This window comes from Paenibacillus sp. R14(2021), from assembly GCF_019431355.1.
Taxonomy (GTDB): domain Bacteria; phylum Bacillota; class Bacilli; order Paenibacillales; family Paenibacillaceae; genus Paenibacillus_Z.
In genome coordinates, this window is the sequence record NZ_CP080269.1 from 1,319,575 (window position 1) to 1,336,708 (window position 17,134).

At 54.2% G+C, this 17,134-nt stretch carries 17 protein-coding genes and 1 pseudogene; 4 read left to right on the forward strand and 14 right to left on the reverse strand.

Annotation, left to right across the window (positions count from 1 at the left end):
• Window positions 1-55 precede the first annotated feature (55 nt).
• From KXU80_RS06395 to KXU80_RS06415, 5 genes are all read right to left on the reverse strand, one after another.
• Window positions 56-883, reverse strand: coding sequence for a carbohydrate ABC transporter permease (locus KXU80_RS06395; RefSeq protein ID WP_219837407.1), 828 nt, complete (start codon window positions 881-883; stop codon window positions 56-58).
• A gap of 14 nt (window positions 884-897) precedes the next feature.
• Window positions 898-1,788, reverse strand: coding sequence for a carbohydrate ABC transporter permease (locus KXU80_RS06400; protein WP_219837408.1), 891 nt, complete (start codon window positions 1,786-1,788; stop codon window positions 898-900).
• A gap of 81 nt (window positions 1,789-1,869) precedes the next feature.
• Window positions 1,870-3,234, reverse strand: a complete 1,365-nt coding sequence (locus KXU80_RS06405; protein WP_219837409.1) for an ABC transporter substrate-binding protein — start codon at window positions 3,232-3,234, stop codon at window positions 1,870-1,872.
• Window positions 3,235-3,363: 129 nt separating this feature from the next.
• A complete protein-coding gene (locus tag KXU80_RS06410) occupies window positions 3,364-4,629 on the reverse strand; it encodes a response regulator (protein WP_219837410.1) in 1,266 nt (421 codons plus the stop codon).
• Entirely contained in the window at window positions 4,622-6,454 is a 1,833-nt protein-coding gene (locus KXU80_RS06415; RefSeq protein WP_219837411.1) for a cache domain-containing sensor histidine kinase, read from the reverse strand. Before KXU80_RS06415 ends, KXU80_RS06410 begins: the two co-directional genes overlap by 8 nt.
• Window positions 6,455-6,661: 207 nt before the next feature.
• On the opposite strand from KXU80_RS06415, the pseudogene KXU80_RS06420 reads away from it, so the two are divergent.
• Window positions 6,662-7,174, forward strand: a pseudogene (locus KXU80_RS06420) (peptidylprolyl isomerase); the annotation flags it as partial.
• Between the two features lie 236 nt (window positions 7,175-7,410).
• On the opposite strand, the gene KXU80_RS06425 reads toward KXU80_RS06420, so the two are convergent.
• The 4 genes from KXU80_RS06425 to KXU80_RS06440 form a co-directional block, all read right to left on the reverse strand.
• On the reverse strand, window positions 7,411-8,217 hold the full coding sequence (locus KXU80_RS06425; RefSeq protein ID WP_219837413.1) for an MBL fold metallo-hydrolase: 807 nt from the start codon (window positions 8,215-8,217) through the stop codon (window positions 7,411-7,413).
• Window positions 8,218-8,272: 55 nt separating this feature from the next.
• Complete coding sequence (locus KXU80_RS06430) at window positions 8,273-8,635, reverse strand: ArsR/SmtB family transcription factor (RefSeq protein ID WP_219837414.1); 363 nt, start codon at window positions 8,633-8,635, stop codon at window positions 8,273-8,275.
• A complete protein-coding gene (locus tag KXU80_RS06435; RefSeq protein WP_219837415.1) occupies window positions 8,622-9,041 on the reverse strand; it encodes an SRPBCC family protein in 420 nt (139 codons plus the stop codon). The genes KXU80_RS06430 and KXU80_RS06435 overlap by 14 nt, the downstream gene beginning before the upstream one ends.
• A 113-nt stretch (window positions 9,042-9,154) precedes the next feature.
• Window positions 9,155-9,307: a hypothetical protein gene (locus KXU80_RS06440; RefSeq protein ID WP_219837416.1), complete on the reverse strand. Its 153-nt coding sequence runs from the start codon at window positions 9,305-9,307 to the stop codon at window positions 9,155-9,157.
• A 164-nt stretch (window positions 9,308-9,471) separates the two neighbouring features.
• Between KXU80_RS06440 and KXU80_RS06445 the strand changes: the two genes are divergently transcribed.
• Window positions 9,472-10,251, forward strand: coding sequence for a YheC/YheD family protein (locus tag KXU80_RS06445; protein WP_219837417.1), 780 nt, complete (start codon window positions 9,472-9,474; stop codon window positions 10,249-10,251).
• A gap of 97 nt (window positions 10,252-10,348) precedes the next feature.
• Window positions 10,349-11,266 (forward strand): DMT family transporter, encoded by a 918-nt coding sequence (locus KXU80_RS06450; protein ID WP_258171293.1) that lies wholly within the window; start codon window positions 10,349-10,351, stop codon window positions 11,264-11,266.
• 79 nt (window positions 11,267-11,345) lie between these two features.
• On the opposite strand, the gene KXU80_RS06455 is transcribed toward KXU80_RS06450, so the two are convergent.
• The 4 genes from KXU80_RS06455 to KXU80_RS06470 all read right to left on the reverse strand — a co-directional run bounded on the left by KXU80_RS06455 (window position 11,346) and on the right by KXU80_RS06470 (window position 15,802).
• Window positions 11,346-11,990, reverse strand: coding sequence for a hypothetical protein (locus tag KXU80_RS06455; protein WP_219837419.1), 645 nt, complete (start codon window positions 11,988-11,990; stop codon window positions 11,346-11,348).
• A gap of 72 nt (window positions 11,991-12,062) precedes the next feature.
• Window positions 12,063-13,127 (reverse strand): M42 family metallopeptidase, encoded by a 1,065-nt coding sequence (locus tag KXU80_RS06460; RefSeq protein ID WP_219837420.1) that lies wholly within the window; start codon window positions 13,125-13,127, stop codon window positions 12,063-12,065.
• 66 nt (window positions 13,128-13,193) lie between these two features.
• A complete protein-coding gene (locus tag KXU80_RS06465) occupies window positions 13,194-14,945 on the reverse strand; it encodes an ATP-binding cassette domain-containing protein (RefSeq protein WP_219837421.1) in 1,752 nt (583 codons plus the stop codon).
• Window positions 14,942-15,802, reverse strand: coding sequence for an energy-coupling factor ABC transporter ATP-binding protein (locus tag KXU80_RS06470; protein WP_219837422.1), 861 nt, complete (start codon window positions 15,800-15,802; stop codon window positions 14,942-14,944). The genes KXU80_RS06465 and KXU80_RS06470 overlap by 4 nt, the downstream gene beginning before the upstream one ends.
• A gap of 97 nt (window positions 15,803-15,899) precedes the next feature.
• On the opposite strand from KXU80_RS06470, the gene KXU80_RS06475 reads away from it, so the two are divergent.
• Complete coding sequence (locus KXU80_RS06475) at window positions 15,900-16,508, forward strand: biotin transporter BioY (RefSeq protein ID WP_219837423.1); 609 nt, start codon at window positions 15,900-15,902, stop codon at window positions 16,506-16,508.
• A 12-nt stretch (window positions 16,509-16,520) separates the two neighbouring features.
• Here KXU80_RS06475 and KXU80_RS06480 read toward each other — a convergent pair whose 3' ends face one another.
• Complete coding sequence (locus tag KXU80_RS06480) at window positions 16,521-17,111, reverse strand: hypothetical protein (RefSeq protein ID WP_219837424.1); 591 nt, start codon at window positions 17,109-17,111, stop codon at window positions 16,521-16,523.
• Between the last annotated feature and the right edge of the window lie 23 nt (window positions 17,112-17,134).

Sequence of the window (17,134 nt, forward strand, 5' to 3'; positions counted from 1 at the left end):
CTCGATTTCCTGCCCATCCATCATAATCTTCCTCCGCTGCCATTGCAATGTGCGGCTACGCCTTCACGGCCGAGCTGACTGTCAGCGCGCGCTCCACCTGATCCGTGAAAATCAGATACAGCACGACCATCGGTAAGCTCGCGATGGTCATCACGGCACCCATCCCGCCCCAGTCGGTCGCGTGGAAGCCTTGAAAATAAATGAGCCCGATTGGCAGCGTCATCAAGCGTTCGTCCGTAATCAGAATCGATGCCAGGAAGTACTCATTCCAAGTCCCCAGAAACTGAAGAATGACGAGCGTCGCGATTGCCGGCGACAGAATCGGCACGATGATGCGGAAGAACGCGCGGTAAATCGAAGCGCCGTCCATGCATGCCGATTCTTCCATTTCTTGCGGGACGCCGCGAAGGAAGCCATAGAACACCATGGATGCAAATGGCAGGCCGAATGCCACGTAAGGAAGCAGCAAGGCGCCGTATGTGTTCGTCAGGTGAAAATCCTTCACGATGATGGCAAGCGGGATAATGATGACGGGCATCGGAATGAACATGCCGACGATCATGTACATCCGCACCGCTTCGCGGAATTTCCACCGCAGCCGGGCGATCGCGTAGGCGAACATGACGGAGATGACGATAACCCCGATCGTCGTCAGCGTGGCTAGGAGCGCACTGTTCCCGATGTAGATCGGCATGCTGAACTTGTTCCAGGCATTCACGTAATTCTCGATTCGGAAGTGCGTCGGAATGCCGAAGGGATTGGTGACGAAGATTTCGTCATTGTTCTTCAGCGAATAGAAGACCATCCACAAGAGCGGATAGACGGAAATCAAGAAATAAATCCATAGAAAGGACTGCAGGACGACTGCGATTGTTTTTTTCATCCCATGACTCTCCTTTAATCCTGTTCCAAGCCGGTTTCCCGGCTGTTAAACGCTTTGTTGATGATCAAAGTGACTAGCAGGCTGATTGCGATCAGCAGGACCGAGATCGCGCATGCATAGCCGTATTCGTTGGCCGAGAAGGCGCTGCGGATAATCATGAACGTCAGCGTGTAATTGGTCGTGCCCGGCCCGCCGTTCGTCATGATCGCCATTTGCGCATAAGCCCCGATTCCTGCGGTTATGGCAATAACGAAGCAAAACTTGAACGTTTCCTTCATGAGCGGGATTGTAATATACCAATGCGACTTCCACTTGCCGGCGCCGTCAATCCGGGCAGCTTCCACATAATGCTCGGGAACGGACTTTACGCCCGCGTAGAGCAGCGCGAACTGAAACCCCATGTACTGCCAAGCATTAACGAAGGCGATAGCAATAATCGAAACAGTTGGGGAATTCAGCCAGTTCTGGCGGTAATTCATGCCAATCAGCTCGAACAGCTTATTGATCAGTCCGTTGTCAGGGTCGAACATCGAAAGCCAGAGCTGACAAACAACCGTAACCGAAAGGACGACAGGAATGAAATAAGCGGTCTTAAGCACTTTCCTGCCTCTTACCTTCACATCCGAGCATACGAGTGCCAGCAGCGTACCAAGTCCGATCTGGAAGATGACCAGCACGACGGCAAACCACAGTCCGTTGCGGAGCGAAACCATCAACAACGAATCCTGCGCGAGATCGATAAAATTCTGTACCCCTACGAAAGTCGCGGCGCTTAGTCCGTCCCACTCGAAGAAGCTGCGGTAAAACGTCTGCACGATCGGATAAAACACGATTACGCTGTAAAGAGCGACAGCCGGCGCCAAAAATAATAGAATGGCCCATTTATTGCCTAAGTATTGTTTCATCTCCATGCTCCCTTTCTGAAAAAAGACTCACGTCGACTTACAAGTCGATGTGAGTCACGAGGTTTGAAAAGGACGTGCATTTTATTTTTTCAATGCCTTGTTGAGATTGGTGACGAACTGATCCGCCGAGAAGCCGGGTACGAGCAAATTCTGCGAATTATCGTCGATTGCGAGGGTCACGTTCGTATTGTTGAGCACCGTTGCGAAGCTCGTGATATTAGGAATGATTTCTTGGCCAAGACGCGTAAGCATAGCTGGTACTTGGGCTGTAATCGGTTTATCGATCTTGATCGAAACGATCGGCGTACCGACTTGCGTGTACTTGTACTCGGCGTATTTGCGCGCCATGAATGCAGCGACCTTAACGGCTATTTCTTTGTTTGCCGATCGAGCGGAAACCGCGAATCCACCGGGATTGCCAGCTCCGTTCATCGCAAACTTCGCGCTTTCGTACGTCGCTTCGTCTTTGGCCGGGAAATTCATGAAGTCGACGTTATCGCCTAGATTCTTCTGGGAGCTTGAAATTTCCCACTGACCGTTGACGAACATGGCAGCCTTGCCTTGGTAGAACAAGGAGGAAGCTTGATCGTAGTTCGTATTCGTCGCGTTCTTCGCGAACAAGCCCGCGGCTTGCAATTCGGAAACCTGCTTCGCGGCCAGCTGCAGGGCAGCCGGTGCTTCAGCAGCACCGTTAAGATCGCCATAGCCCTTCGGATCCTCGCGCGTCATGAAGCCTTGCAGCAGGGAATTGCCGATCCATTTCTCCTTCGAGAAGATCGCAAGCGGAATAATTCCTTTGTCGTTGAACTTCTTCGCGGCATCCTTCAATTGATCGATCGTCTTAATCGGCGCTTGTACGCCCGCTTCTTCAAACAGCTTCTTGTTGTAATACAGAATGATAAATTCGGTGCCCGCATACGGATAACCGTATACATGACCATCCGGTGCAATCAGCTTCGGCTCGTTTCCCTTATTCAAATCTTGCTTGAATGCAGCTGTTTCCGGATAATCATCCAATGTAAGGATATTGCCCGATTTACTGCCGATCTGCATAATGTCCCAGGACGTGTCCACGATGTCGGGCATATCGCCTGTCGCCATTTGCGTCTTGAGCTTCTGCCCATTGTCCTGCAGATAAGGCTGCAGCGTCAATTCCACATTCGGCATTTCCTTCTTCAGCTCAGCGACCGCGTAGTCGTAAGGCTTGGATGTGTCGTCGTCGAAGTGGTTCGTGGCGATTGTCAGCTTGACGACTGACTCTTCGGGAGTCGCTGCCGCATTGGAATTCGTTTCGGCTGCGGCCGGCGCCGTGTTCTCTGTCGCCGCAGGCTCCGCAGCTGCTGGCGAATTGACATTGTTCTTGTCGCCGCCAGCTCCGCATGCTGCAAGCGATACCGTCATCAATGAGGTAAGCGCCACGCTGCTAATCTTCGTCCATTTGTTCATTTCCCCATAACCCCCTATAATCTTCATCATGATTGAAGCGCTTTCAGTATCTGTTTTCATTATAGGGCCTTCACTCGATGCAATTGAATGAACGGATCGCTCCTGTAATAGGAATAATCGCGCCTTTTTTTAACGATTTATCTGATTTTCGTAATCTTTTGGCGTCACCCCGTAATATTTTTTGAAGCATTTGCTGAAGTAGCCCGGGTCATTGTAACCGACCATTTCGGAGATTGCCGCAATATTCGACTTCTTCAATTGAATGAATTCTCTCGCTCGCTGCATGCGCACATGCGTGATGTAGTCCGATACCGACATCCGTACTTCCCGATTGAATATTTTTCGCAAATAACTTCCGTTTACAAAAGCGATTTTCGTAATTTCCTCTACGTTAAGCTCGGAATTACGATAGTTCTGCTCGATAAACCGCTTCGCTTCCTCGAAGATCTGCTTGGAACGGGCGCGCCCGTAACCCGGCATATCAGAAGCCCGGTAGCGGATCACTCGACCGCTGCCCTCGGACGGCTTAGTACCTAAGGCGGCAAGCGCCTGCAAATACGATTCGCGTATACCGCCAAGCCCGCGCTGCGGATTACCGACCCCAAGAGTCACGGTAAACTTGAAATGCCTTTTGACCATGACGCACAGCTTCTCCAGGCAAGACGGATCGTCCAAGAACGGATCAAGATCCGTGGCCAGCTGACACAGCGTAACGATGCGATCTTCCGGTCCCAGAAAGCTGAGACGACGGCCCTTGGCATCCAGCATCTCATGAAGAATGTTGATAATGGTGTTTTTCCATAGCAGCATTTCCTTGCGGTCTAGCCTCAGCTGATAGCTATCGTCGATCTCCGTCACCATGACAATGTACGCGTCGGAGTCGGTCTCGAACCCCCACGAATCAAGCTCGGCGGCGATTTCATGCTGATTGATCGTCGTATCTTGATCGACCAGCCGATGGAATAAATGCGCCTTCAGCCACTCCGCTTGCTTGCTGCGGGTTTTGCGATCCTCGGCCGCTTGTTGAATGCGGTTCTTCGTTTTCATTAGCGTGAGAAACAACTCATCCAGATCGAACGGCTTCAGGATATAATCCTCGACCCCCAGCTTCAGCGCCTGCCGAGCGTATTCGAATTCCCCGTGGCCGGTGACCAGCACAATCGCCAGGTCGGGATATAACTCCTTGAAGGCTTCGGAAAGCTTCAACCCGTCCATCAGCGGCATGTTAATGTCGACAAGCGCCAGATCGGGGTACGTTACCTTCGCGACCTCAAGCGCCTCGATCCCGTTCCTGGCTTCGCCACAGATCGTAAATCCATACGTCTCCCAATTGACGATCGTGCGCAAATATTCACGGAACAGCGATTCATCGTCTACGATCAGCACCTTAAACATCGTCGCATTCTCCCTTTGTGTCGCTCGGCAGCTTAATCGTGACCATCGTTCCAATCCCCTTCTGGCTGCATACGGTAAGGCCGTATTCGTAGCCGAAAAACAGCTTGATTCTCTCATGGACGTTCAACAAGCCGAATGACTTCTTCGCGTCGTCGTCCTTGCCTCGCGGCTCGAGCAGCCTCTTTACTTGCTCCGGCTCCATACCGACTCCGTTATCCGATACCGTAATTCTGATTTCGTCCCTGCTGCGGCTTCCCTGAATCAACAGCTTGCCCCCTGAACCGCTTGGCTTCAGGCCGTGGTAGATCGCATTCTCCACGAGCGGCTGGATCGTCAGCTTTAAGATGCGGTGTTCCAAAATATCCTCGTCCACCTCGAATGCGTATTCAAATACGTCCCTGTAACGGATACCCTGGATCGCCAAGTAGTTGCCGACGTTGTCGATTTCATCACCGACGGAGATGACCTCTTTGCCTCCGCTAAGGGCGATTCTGTAGAAATCAGCAAGCGCCTTGGTCGCGTCCCGTGCTTCGTTCACTCGCTGCATCGAGCAAAGCACATAGACGAGATCAAGCGTATTGTACAAGAAATGAGGTTTGATCTGCGCTTGTATCAACGCTAGCTCATAGTGCCGCTTCTGCTTTTGTTCCGCGTTCACCTGATGAATCAATTCACGGATCTGCCCCAGCATCTTGTTAAATCCGCTCGCGAGATACCCGATTTCATCCGAGGCATTGACATCGAACGATATATGCAGATCGCCCTCCCGTACTTTCAGCATCGTCTTCGTTAAGCGAATCAGCGGGGTCGCGATGATTCTCGAGAACATTTCCGCAACGAGAAAGGAGAAGACAATGCCGAAAATGCCCATCCCGACGATCAGCCAGGTCACCTTGCGGGTATCCTCGGTCAGCGCGACGACCGGAATCTGACTCACCAGCTTCCAGCCCATGATATCGATAGGTGCGCTCGAGATCAGATAGCGTTTGCCTGCCCATTTCAAAATCGCGGTCGAAGGCTGACCGCTGTTCCAAATATCCGTCGCGGCGCTCAGCGCGAGCGGCTTCAGAAGCTCGTTCTTGTCCATAGACGAAACCACGAGGCCTCTGGCGTCGATGACCCGGTAGTTGCGGCCTTCGACCTGGCCCTTGTTCTGAAAAATCGCCGAGAAGGAGCTTTCCTTGATAATCAGAATGAGCGTGCCGAGCTGCTCGCCGCTGTTGATTTCGATTATTTTTTTGCCAAGCGTCAGGACCGGCGCATCCCTATGCATCGTCAGAAAATCGCGCGCTTCCATCGTAAACCAAATATTTTGCCCGGCAGACTGGTCGATCTGCTCCAGAATCTTGCTGCGAAACGCTTTCTGCAGCCCGTCCGACATGAGGTTGTCCGTCGTGTATATATGGTTGTGCGTATCGAGAAAGGCCGCCGCCTCGATATCCGGGAAGAACAGCAGATCGAGGTCCAATTGGTTCTCCACCTGCTTCGTCAAGTTCTGATTCGTGAATTCGTTCTGCTCCGACTCCCGGTTCGCCGTAACGACTTTGTTCAAATTAACGGTCATGATGTTCGCGCAGTTCTCCGCGTTTAGAATCGATTCCCTCAGCCGGTTGACGATAAGCTGCGACTCGCTCGCGACGTTCTGGAACGTTTTGTCGATGACAGAGCTCGTCATCATCCGGTTCGATACGTAGCCGAGCACGAACAAAGAAACCGCGATCAAGGGGACGAAGACAAGAACGATCTTCCGCTTGATACGTTGATTGCGAAACCAACCTCTGACATACCGCGACTGAATCATCGCTTTTCCGCCTTTCTTCGCCATTTTCTGTCAATTGCTTCTATTCTAGCACAAAATTCTAGTTCTATCAGTTGCCGCTCATAGAGAAAAAACAGGCACTTTGCCGGATCATGCACGCTCGTCGCTTCCCCATAACTGGAATCTCCTGCCGCCCGCGTGGTATGATGCCAATGGAATAACCATCAACTATCCTGCTAGGAGGCTATAACGATGAGCACATCAAACGAATATCCGATCGTTACGATCGAAATGGACAACGGCAATACGATTAAAGCCGAGCTTTACCCGAACGTCGCACCGAATACGGTGAACAACTTCATCTCGCTGGCCAACAAAGGATTCTACAACGGCACGATTTTCCATCGCGTCATTCCGGGCTTCATGATCCAAGGCGGCGATCCCGACGGCACCGGCATGGGCGGCCCTGGATACGGTATTCAAGGCGAATTCGCGCAAAACGGTGTCAAAAACGACCTGAAGCATACGCGCGGCGTCCTCTCGATGGCTCGTTCCGGCAACCCGAATTCCGCCGGCTCGCAGTTCTTCATTATGGTTGCTAACTCGTCGCATCTAGACGGCGCTTATGCAGCATTCGGCAAAGTAACGGAAGGTCTCGAAGCCGTTGACGCGATCGTGAACGTCCCGACGGGCCGCAATGACCGTCCAAGTGAGCCGCCGGTTATGAAATCCGTCACCGTGGACACGCTCGGCGTGGACTACCCGGAACCGGACACGACGAAGTAGAACGCGTAGTACATAGAGGCAGCCGTAATGCGAGGAGACCCTGGCAGACGGCTGCCTTTGTCAGCGCTTAGCTTTGAAACCAAAGAAGCACCCCGTGTAGAAGGAACGTACTAGCGTCCATCCCAGCGGAGTGCTTCTTGTCGTGGTATTGTAATCTGAGTACGTATAGATGAATGGAGTCGCCCTTCGACCCAATCAACCGAGCACACCGAGCCTTCCGAGCAGCTTCAGTTTTCCTAGCGTTGGACGCCGATATGCCGCGTTTCTCCCGGCTGAAAAACATGGAATTTCTGCCCCGGGTACCGTGTATAGAGCTCCTCCACGAAGCCCGTGATTCCTTCGCTGTTATTGGGATACAGATCAAAGTGAAGCGGAATGACGATCTCTATCCCGGTATCGGCAGTCAGTGCCGCCGCCTCCCGCGCGTTCATATTGCCATCAATGCCAAGCCGGTTGCGGAACAGATCTCTGCCGTTGATCGGCAGCAGTCCGATATCAATCCGGTACGTCTTCAGAATCGCAAGCAATTCTTCTTGGACAAGCGTATCACCCGCATGGTAGATTGTAAGGTCGTCCCAAGCTAACATATAACCGAGAAAGCGGTCCCAGCCTTCGGCATCGACGTCGCGTTCTTCATGCCACGCCGGAATCGGATGAACCGTAAGACCGCCGTCGCAGGCGAAAGGAACCCCAAATTGGAGCGCTTCCAATCGATGCGTTGCGATCCCGATTTCGTTCAATAGCTCCACGCATGCACGTGGTCCCGCGAACGTGCAGGACGGTGAAGCCTTGGCAATGCGCAGCAGCGTTTCCGGGTCCAAATGATCCAGATGCTCGTGCGTAATCAATACCAGCTGTAAGTCGTCCAGGCGGTCAGGATCGACGGGCGGTGCGTACCTTCTTGTCCAGAATCCCGGCGGGAAGTTCGATAAGCGGTCGACGGAGTCCGTCAAATACGGGTCTACGGCAACATTGTACCCGTTGCGGCGCATAATAACGCCGACTTGGCCGATATATTGGATGTCAGCATATAAGTTCGACATGAATGACTGCCCCTTTCTTTCCCATTAGCGTACCAGAAAAACCCGTGATTAGGAATCACGGGTTTGGCGGCTGCTGCGGATCATCCGGCGTCTCTACGAGCCGCTTCAGCGCGGATAACTTATTCTCCCAGTAGCGTTCGTAATATTGCAGCCAGCTGCGCAGCTCCTGCAGCGGCTGAGGCTCCAAGCGGTAACGCGTCTCACGTCCAACCTTCCGCTCCTTCACGAGCCCGGCTTCCGCCAAGATTCGCAAATGCTTCGACACCGCCGTCCGGGTGATCGGGAAATGCCCCGTTATGGCCATAATCGGCATTTCTTGATCCACCAGCAGCCTCAGCACCTCGCGGCGGGTAGGATCGGCGATCGCCTGGAAAACATCATGCTTGCCGGAAGGCAGAACTGCATCAGGCTTCGACATAGCTGCCGAGCTTAGCGACAAGACCCGCCCAACCGTTGTTCATCGTATCGCGAACGATACCATGCGGCATTCCGAATTCGGTTACGCCGTCAGTGCGCCAGCCGCCGTGATGCAGCGTACATAACGTCTCGCTCGGACCTTGCTCCTCCAATAGGATCGTAATCGTCCATTCCGTACCCCATTGAAACACGATCCGGTTCGGCTCTTCGATTTCCTTCACCAAGCAGGACTGCATGCCGAACGGACCCGCATCGATATGAAATGCGTGGCCAACCAACGGCTCGAAGTCGTTAGGCATAAACCAAGCAGCTAGACCGTCTGCTGTTGCGATCGCTGCCCATACTTTCGTAATCGGGGCTTTAAATACTTGCGTTTGCGTAATGTCAGGCAGTGTGCTTACTTCCATATAAGTTTCATCTCCTAGTCATGGATCAATGCGCTGTTCAATATGTAAAAAAGCGAACCCCAAGGGTTTCGCTCCACAATTATATGACACCTTTTGGTTTCATGTCAATGCACTTAGCTTCGTTTATCCTTTGGATCCTTTTCCGTAGCATGACCATGATCTTCCCACCTGCGGGAATACGCTTTGTTCGTTACCCATATCGTCATCCAAATTACGATAATCGCGATGATTACCGCTGCAACCCATACCCCTGTCGGCACACCCATTCGTGTTCTCTCCTTCATAGCGAGCATTTTTAGGATCTTTTGTAGCTTCGAAAAGCATAACAGACTTCATATTAGGCTACAATTGACAACATTTCGACTTTTTCGTACGCCATAACACAATTCATAGAGCGCTTCCGGTCATAATGTAGAACGAGGTGAAAGCGATGTCCAAGAAATCCTACAACAGCAGCACGATCCGCGGCAAAAACCGCGTTTGCGGCATGCTTTCTTCAAACAGCGAATTGAAATCGTTCGTTCCCAGAACCATGAAGCTCAGCCTTGCCAATCTATCGTCCATGCTGACTGCCTGCGACAGTGTCTATATAAAGCCGAATATCGGTTCGTTAGGCATCGGCGTGTGTAAAGCAGCAAGGACTAAGAAGGGCTACATGCTCTATGTTACGAAGTATCGGAAACAAACACAGACCCGCTACGCCAGCCTAGAGAAGCTGTACAGACACGTTCGCTCCGTCAGCAAAGGAAAAATGATCGTTCAACAAACGGTTGCGCTCGCAAAGGTGAACGGCCGGCCGTATGATCTGCGCATTATGGTGCAGCGAAAGCCTCGCGGCAGCTGGACCGTCACTGTCAGGTTCGCCAGAATTGCAAAAATCGGTAAGATCGTCACGAATTACAGTCAAGGCGGCCGCATCTGGACCGTTCCGCATCTTCACCGGGCAAGGGGATTGTCGGCTTCGGGCAGTGCCGCGATCGACGGAAGACTGAAGCGTACTGCGCTTCGAACGGCGAAATGGCTGAGCAGCAAGAAAGCAGGCATGCACGAGATGGGCATCGACTTCGCCTTCGACAGTAAAGGCAAGCTTTGGATTCTCGAGGTCAACTCAAACCACCCTCAGTTTCATCCGCTCAAGGTCATCGATCCGCCCACCTACCGCTTGGGCATGTCGTTTGCCCGAACCTATGGACGCTATTCTGCCAAATAGCGCCTCTCTCTTGCCTGGACAAGCCTAAACGTGCATAATGAGGGATGCTGAACCGACCTCGATAACGTCAAGAACCGAAGCAGAAAGGAACATCACCGTGCAGTCGCCTCATTCATCCAAATTGTCTGTTTCTCCCTTCATTCCGCTCCTGATCGGCATGCTGGCGATTTCGTTCGCGCCAATCCTCGTCAGAAGCTCACATGCGCCCGTTTCCGTGCAAGGCATGTACCGTATGCTGTTCACATTCCTCCTTATGCTTCCCTTCGGAACCAAGCAGCTGCGGACGCTGCATACGATTAGTCGCCGAGATTGGCTGCTGCTGCTCGCGGCAGGATTCTTCCTTGCTGTACATTTTCTGCTCTGGATGGCTTCGCTTACTTATACCTCTATTGCGAGCTCGACCATTCTGCTCGCGCTTGAGCCCGTCTTCGTCATGGTTGGCGCCTTCTTCCTGTTCAAGGACCGGCCGAACAAGTTCGCTGTGATCGGTTTGTGCGTTGCGCTAGCCGGCGCAATCAGTATCGGCTCCGGCGACATCTCGCTGTCTCACCGCGCGTTCTTCGGAGACATGCTGTCGTTTCTCGGCGCGCTTGCCGTTGCCGTCAATATGCTCATCGCAAAGCAAATTATGCAGCGCGTTTCGTCGTATCTGTACAGCTTCATTGTCTTCGGCATAACCGCGATTTGTTTTGCGCTCTACAATCTCGTGATGGGTATATCCATGTCAGGCTATCCCTCCATGGAATGGATCGTCTTCGTTCTGCTTGCCGTCGTACCGACTGTACTCGGGCATATGATTTTCAACTGGCTGTTGAAATATGTAAAGCCGACCACGATTTCGATGTCTGTGCTGGCCGAGCCCGTCGGCGCGAGTCTGCTCGGCATGCTGATCTTCCGGGAAATGATCAGCGGATTCCAGCTAATCGGCGGACTGTTTATTATTCTTGGCCTCGCGATCTACATGCGTGCGGAGAACCAGTCTTCTGCGCTGCCGGGCGAGCCGCTGCAGGCGTAACGAAGCAAAGAAAATAGACAAAGAAAAAAGCCTGATTGCTCAGGCTTTTTTCAATATCCATATGCAACAATAACGAACTTTAAGCTAAGCCATGCTCCTCGCGGATGCGGTACAAGCCTTGAATGATCGGCTCTGCCGGATCGCGGTTCAGCAAGTAATGCGCAATCAACACATGCAGCGGTAGCGCGCAGATGTTGTTCCCATCCGTAACGGCCGTAAATCCGGCTTCGAGAACAGGGCCATGCTCTTCATGAAGGTCCAGATCAACGTAAACCTGCTCGTCCGGAAACTCCTCGCGAATCATGTTGGCGCAATAAGGTACGATGGTGTTATCGATCAGCGCCTTCGCCTCGTCCTCGGATTGCGGAGGCATCGGCAGCAGCTTGTCTTTAACTCCTTCGCTCATGAGATCAAAGAAGAACGAAGACATCCAAAGCGCCGGGTCATCATTGTTTTGAAACGTGTTCAGCAGCTCTCGGAAGAAGAAGCCAGTCGCATACTTCCCGCCGTCGCGCGTTTCGATTTTGAACGTGAAAATCGGTCCGTATACCTCGTGATTCAGCACCTGACCGTCCACTTGCTCCTCTTCGAACTTGAACCTGAGCGCCTTCAAACCATTCTCATGCAAAGCGTCTACAACTTTACGGAATTCAGCTTCCTGAAGCGCATTCGCTTCTTGATCCTGCGTATCATTGGAATTGGATACGTTATTTTCTGTCGTCATGTCGAATCACCCACTATTCATCATATAATGTACGATTTGCACTTGTCCACCCGTAATTTTTGTTCGGCCGCGTTACGCGCGCGGCTCGAACAAGTACGCAGCCAATAGAGCTGCCGTCCCCGCGATTGCGTCCTGATGCGTTCGCTCCATGCTGTGCGAGGCATGAACGCCCGGCCCGATCAGCGCGGCGCGGATATTGCTGCCGCCGCGGAGCGCCGCCGAGGCGTCCGAACCGTAATACGGATAGATGTCGACAGCATGCGGAATTTCTTCGCGCTTGGCCAGGTCGATCAGCGCTGACGTCATCCTATAGTCGTAAGGTCCAGAGGAATCCTTGGCGCAGATCGATACCTCGTATTCCGTCGTCGAGAGGTCATCGCCGATTGCGCCCATATCCACTGCGATCATTTCTGTAACGTCCGGCGGTATGTGCGAGCTTCCGTGACCGACTTCTTCATAAGTCGAAATAATCACTTTAACGGTGCGCTGCGGCGTTCTTCCTTCGCGCTTCATCCATTCAAGCAGCGTGAACAAAGCCGCGACGCTTGCTTTATCGTCAAGATGACGGGATTTTACGAGGCCGTTCGGCAGGACGCGCGTCCGCGGATCCCACGATATATAGTCTCCTACCCCGATACCAAGCTTCAAGACGTCTTCCTTGCTCCGTACGGGCTCGTCGATGCGAATCTCCATATTGGCTTCGTCCCGCTTGAAGTCGCGGACGTCGGCATGAACATGAACGGATGGCTTGGTCGTCAGCACGGTTCCTTCATAAGTCCTGCCGTCGCGCGTATGAATCGTACAGTACTCGCTCTCCACCGTAGCCATTGCATAGCCGCCGACAGGTGTGAAACGCAGCGTTCCCGAGCCTTTAATCGAGCGCACCATAGCGCCGAGCGTGTCGACATGCGCCGTGAGCGCGATTACTTCGTTAGGGTCATGCTCCGATCCTTTGATCGTCAGGATGCCGTTACCCTTCGGCGTCAATTCCAAGGCATGCCCAAGCTTAGCGGCTTCCTCCTCGATGAGCTTCATAATCGTCATGCAATAGCCGCTTGGACTTGGCGTCGCAAGCAGCCGTTCGAGCAGCGTTATCATATAAGTGCGGTCGAGCTTAGGTTGCAGCAGTGCGGGCATGGTTAGCGAAGCACTCCTTTCGAGTATAAGACCTGCTACTATCATAGCCGATTCCGGCCGAAAATCCTATTTTACGAGCCAGAGCAAACCGGCTGCCGCCAAGCCAGCCAGCACGAGCAGCGTGTCGCTCCGCCTCCATGAAGCCGTCACCAGCACCGTCGGATGCTTCTGCGTGCCGACGCCGCGGCTCTCCAGCGCGTCCGCCGCCTGCTCGCCAAGCCGGAACAGCGACAGCATGAACGGCAGTGCCGTTTCCTGCAGCCGCCGGACCCCTCCGCGCCAGCCCTGCCCCGCCAGCTTGCCTCTTGCCGTCGAGATACGGGCGAACCTCTCCCACTCGGAGAGAAGGATGGGAATGAACCGCAGCAGGAGCGTGATGGTGAGCAGCAGCTTCGTTCCCCATAGCGGCACACGCCCGAAGACGGTGAACAGCTGCTCCATGGAACGCCGAAGCCGCAGCGGCGTAACGGCAAGCGGAATGCCGAAGCCGATCAGCATGACGAGCAGCGGCCGAAGAAGCGATTTCAGCGAGAGTAAGGCACCCGATAGCTGCCACCAGCTTCCCTGTTCGTGATGGCCGAGCCCCGCAAACAAGGAGATGGCGATCGTGAAAGTCGCAACAGCCTTGATTGCTCCGCTCCATCTCCGCAGCGAAATTCGTCCGAAATAGAGACAGGCCGCAACGAGCAGGGCAGCGAATCCTAGCCCCGGCCACGTGGATAGATTCAAGATGGCTGCCGATAGAATCACGTAGGTCAACCAGACAGCCCTGGCGTCGAAAGACGCAATTGGAGATGGCTTAAGGGCATGAGAGCGGACTGCAAAAGGCCGCCGATTGCCTGTGCCATGATGACGGGTAGGAGCTTCAATTCCTACTGCTGCGCTTAGTGTGACCGGCTGTGCGGGCAGCGGACTTCCCTGCTCGGCTGGCTGTTCGGGAAAGTCTTCCGAGTCCAGCTTGCGAGGATCCCAGAGATGCGCTTCATTCACGCCTGAGCTTGCCAGCATTGCGGCGACTTCGAACCATTCCGGCACATCCATTCCCGCTTCGGCAAGCCATTCGGGGTGATGAATAAGCTCTGTGCTTGTGCACATCCGGATACTTCCGTCCCCATGCATCAGAATCAGGCTGTCCGCAAGCTCCATCGCCCAGTCGCTCTCATGCGAGATGAGCAGAATGCCTTGTCCCTCCGCAGCACGCTGCTTCAGCGCGCTGCCAAGTCTCTCGTAGCCGCCGGCGTCCAGACCTGCCGTCGGTTCGTCCAGCAGAAGCCATGCCGCCGGCGGCGCAAACAGTGCGGCAAGCGCCGTTCTGCGCCGCTCGCCTCCGCTCATGCGGTAAGGGTCACGCGACAGCCAAGCTTCATTCCAGCCGACGGCCGATAAAGCAGCAGCCATTCGCGCTTCGCGCTCCCCGGCCGGCAGCGAATACGGACGAAGCGTATATGCAAGCTCATCCCGGACCGATCGCATGAACAGCTGCTCCTCCGGCGCTTGGCTGGCGTAGCCGTAGGCAAGCAGCGCCTGCGGGCTCAGCTTGCCCTTGCGGCGGCGTGATCCTCTCCTCGTCCAGACGCTTTCTTCTCCGAACGCCGTCTCCAGCGTTCCTGGTTCGCGCAAGCCGGCGATAACTTCCATGAAATGCGTCTTGCCCGCTCCGTTCGCGCCCATAAGCACCGTTATCCGGCCGGGCTGCAGGCTCACCTCAGATGCGTTATGGCGTTCCGATTCCGGGATGACGTCAAATGAACGGTCATGACGAAGCAGTAAGCCTCGAATCGTTATCGGATGGGCGGGAAATACGGCATATGGATTCATTGCGGAATCACCTGCCGCAGCGCAAGCGCCCATTGCTCAGTTGTCTCCGGGAATGGCGCCTGCAGCTTCCCCTTCCTTCCAAGTTCTAGCGCCAATTGCGAGAGATACGGCAGCCGAAGGCCGCACGCCAGGCAAGGCGGCGCTTCGTTTCGGATGGAAGCCGGGTAATCCCGTCCATAGAGAAATGGCCCTCCAAGCCCGTCATAGACGACCCTGCCTTCCGCCATCGCAGCAACTCGTTCATGCAGCCCGATCTCTTGAAGCCGCTGCGTTACCCACACTACAGCCGACCCGCGGCTGTTCAGCCTTGCCGCAATCTCGCGCACGCTGCGCCGGGACTGCTCGTCCAGCATCGACGTCGCCTCGTCGAAAACGATCAATGGCGTCTCAGCGGCGGAAGCGGCTGCCGTCGCCGCCAGCTGCCGCTGGCCCCCCGATAGCAAGTCCCACGGAGAGTCGGCAATTTCCTGTAAGCCGGTTTCTTCCAAAATCGCTTCGGTCTCCCTAAGGATCAGCGCCGCTGGAATTCCGCGCCATTCCAGTGCAAAACGGATCTCTTCCCGTGGTGTTTCTGCGAACAGCTGCGCATCTGGCTGCTGCATGACATAGGGGGACGTGTCCATGCCGGCAAATCCGCGGCTCCATGTCCCCTGCACCCCATCGATTGTTAACCCTGCCAGCAATCGGGCTAACGAGGATTTCCCGCTGCCGTTCACGCCGACAAGGTTCACCCATTCCCCCGGGCGCAGCGTGAAGTCGACTTGCCCCAACCTCGGCATAACATCGCCGTTTTCCAGCAATCGATCGATGGATACCCCTTCTAAAATCAAATCAGTATGTAACGTTCCGTCCAACACGAAATTCCCTCTTCCCAAAAGTTTACTCCCGTGATAAGATTCGATATGTTAACCAAATATAGATTACAAGGTTAACATATCGAAAGGAGAAAAGACAATGGAAAACCAGCCATCTCATCCCACGCAAACCTCGATCGCATCCGGCAAACCCGTTAACTGGATTCGAGGCGTTGTATTCACCGCATTATTCGCGGCACTATTCATTGCCTTCTGTTTCGTGAAAATCCCGCTTTGGTTTACACCGATTCCGATCACGCTACAAACGCTGGCCGTCATGCTTGCCGGCGGTCTGCTCGGCGCCCGGCTCGGCTTCCTCAGCATCTTTCTCGTCGTTCTGCTTACGACAGCCGGCCTGCCGCTGCTTGGCGGAAACGGCGGACTAGCCGTCGTCTTCGGCTCCAGCGGCGGTTACATATGGATGTTCCCGCTCGAAGCGCTTCTCATCGGCTTCGCCGGCGACCGCTTGTTCGCCCGCTCGAGTAAGCTGTCCCGCGGCGGCATGTTGCTGTTGTTCGTCAGCCTCATCCTCTTCGGTGTCGCACTCGCCTATGTCGGCGGCGTGCCTTGGCTGGCATACAAGGCGAAGCTGTCCTTCAGCGCGGCGATGAGCGGCGGCTGCTATCCGTTCTTGTTCGGCGATACCGTTAAAGCCATTGCTGCGGTATTCCTGATCAGCAAGCTGCGTCCGCTTATGCCTAAGCTCTAATTCAGCAAACCCTCAGCCGGCCTGCAGGCCAAGCTCCCTTCTAAGTAAGTCGCGGAGCTCCCGCAGCGTCGGCTTTCTTATTGCGATGACCAGCTTGTCCCCCACGATCGACGCGGATTGAATATGAATCAACGCCGGAAGCTGCCGGCCTAGCGGAATAACGATATCGTCAAATGATCCTGCGGGCAGCGAGATCCCTTTCAGCTTGACTTCATCTACGGCCGCAACCAGATTGGGCTCGCGCCATTGTACCCGGTAATAGACGACAATGCCGGCAGGGATACGCTTTCCGATTCGCAAATTGTAATGCCCGGCAAGCCGATCGCCCTCGAATTGAAAGCGCGCGCCTGTCACCGTCACTCCCGCCGCGTATTCAGGCTGTGCCGCGATATACGCCTTACCGATATTGTTAACATCCTGTTCGGATAACTCGAACTGCGTATTTAGCTGCTTCAGCATGGTGATCGCGCGGTCGATTAACTGCACGCTGTTATACGACAAATCCAGCTTCTCCGCAGGCTTCACATACCAAGCGATTCCGGCGCCCGCCGCGACCAGCAAGAGGATCAGCGTCCCCAGCACGACCAAGATTTTCTTCATCATCGCATCATCCTCCAGACCTTCCT

Excerpts from the sequence above, each read along its gene's own strand:
- KXU80_RS06395 (WP_219837407.1), bottom strand. The coding sequence starts at position 883 with ATGAAAAAAACAATCGCAGTCGTCCTGCAGTCCTTTCTATGGATTTAT.
- KXU80_RS06400 (WP_219837408.1), bottom strand. The coding sequence starts at position 1,788 with ATGAAACAATACTTAGGCAATAAATGGGCCATTCTATTATTTTTGGCG.
- KXU80_RS06405 (WP_219837409.1), bottom strand. The coding sequence starts at position 3,234 with ATGAACAAATGGACGAAGATTAGCAGCGTGGCGCTTACCTCATTGATG.
- KXU80_RS06410 (WP_219837410.1), bottom strand. The coding sequence starts at position 4,629 with ATGTTTAAGGTGCTGATCGTAGACGATGAATCGCTGTTCCGTGAATAT.
- KXU80_RS06415 (WP_219837411.1), bottom strand. The coding sequence starts at position 6,454 with ATGGCGAAGAAAGGCGGAAAAGCGATGATTCAGTCGCGGTATGTCAGA.
- KXU80_RS06425 (WP_219837413.1), bottom strand. The coding sequence starts at position 8,217 with ATGTCGAACTTATATGCTGACATCCAATATATCGGCCAAGTCGGCGTT.
- KXU80_RS06430 (WP_219837414.1), bottom strand. The coding sequence starts at position 8,635 with ATGTCGAAGCCTGATGCAGTTCTGCCTTCCGGCAAGCATGATGTTTTC.
- KXU80_RS06435 (WP_219837415.1), bottom strand. The coding sequence starts at position 9,041 with ATGGAAGTAAGCACACTGCCTGACATTACGCAAACGCAAGTATTTAAA.
- KXU80_RS06440 (WP_219837416.1), bottom strand. The coding sequence starts at position 9,307 with ATGGGTGTGCCGACAGGGGTATGGGTTGCAGCGGTAATCATCGCGATT.
- KXU80_RS06445 (WP_219837417.1), top strand. The coding sequence starts at position 9,472 with ATGTCCAAGAAATCCTACAACAGCAGCACGATCCGCGGCAAAAACCGC.
- KXU80_RS06455 (WP_219837419.1), bottom strand. The coding sequence starts at position 11,990 with ATGACGACAGAAAATAACGTATCCAATTCCAATGATACGCAGGATCAA.
- KXU80_RS06460 (WP_219837420.1), bottom strand. The coding sequence starts at position 13,127 with ATGCCCGCACTGCTGCAACCTAAGCTCGACCGCACTTATATGATAACG.
- KXU80_RS06465 (WP_219837421.1), bottom strand. The coding sequence starts at position 14,945 with ATGAATCCATATGCCGTATTTCCCGCCCATCCGATAACGATTCGAGGC.
- KXU80_RS06475 (WP_219837423.1), top strand. The coding sequence starts at position 15,900 with ATGGAAAACCAGCCATCTCATCCCACGCAAACCTCGATCGCATCCGGC.
- KXU80_RS06480 (WP_219837424.1), bottom strand. The coding sequence starts at position 17,111 with ATGATGAAGAAAATCTTGGTCGTGCTGGGGACGCTGATCCTCTTGCTG.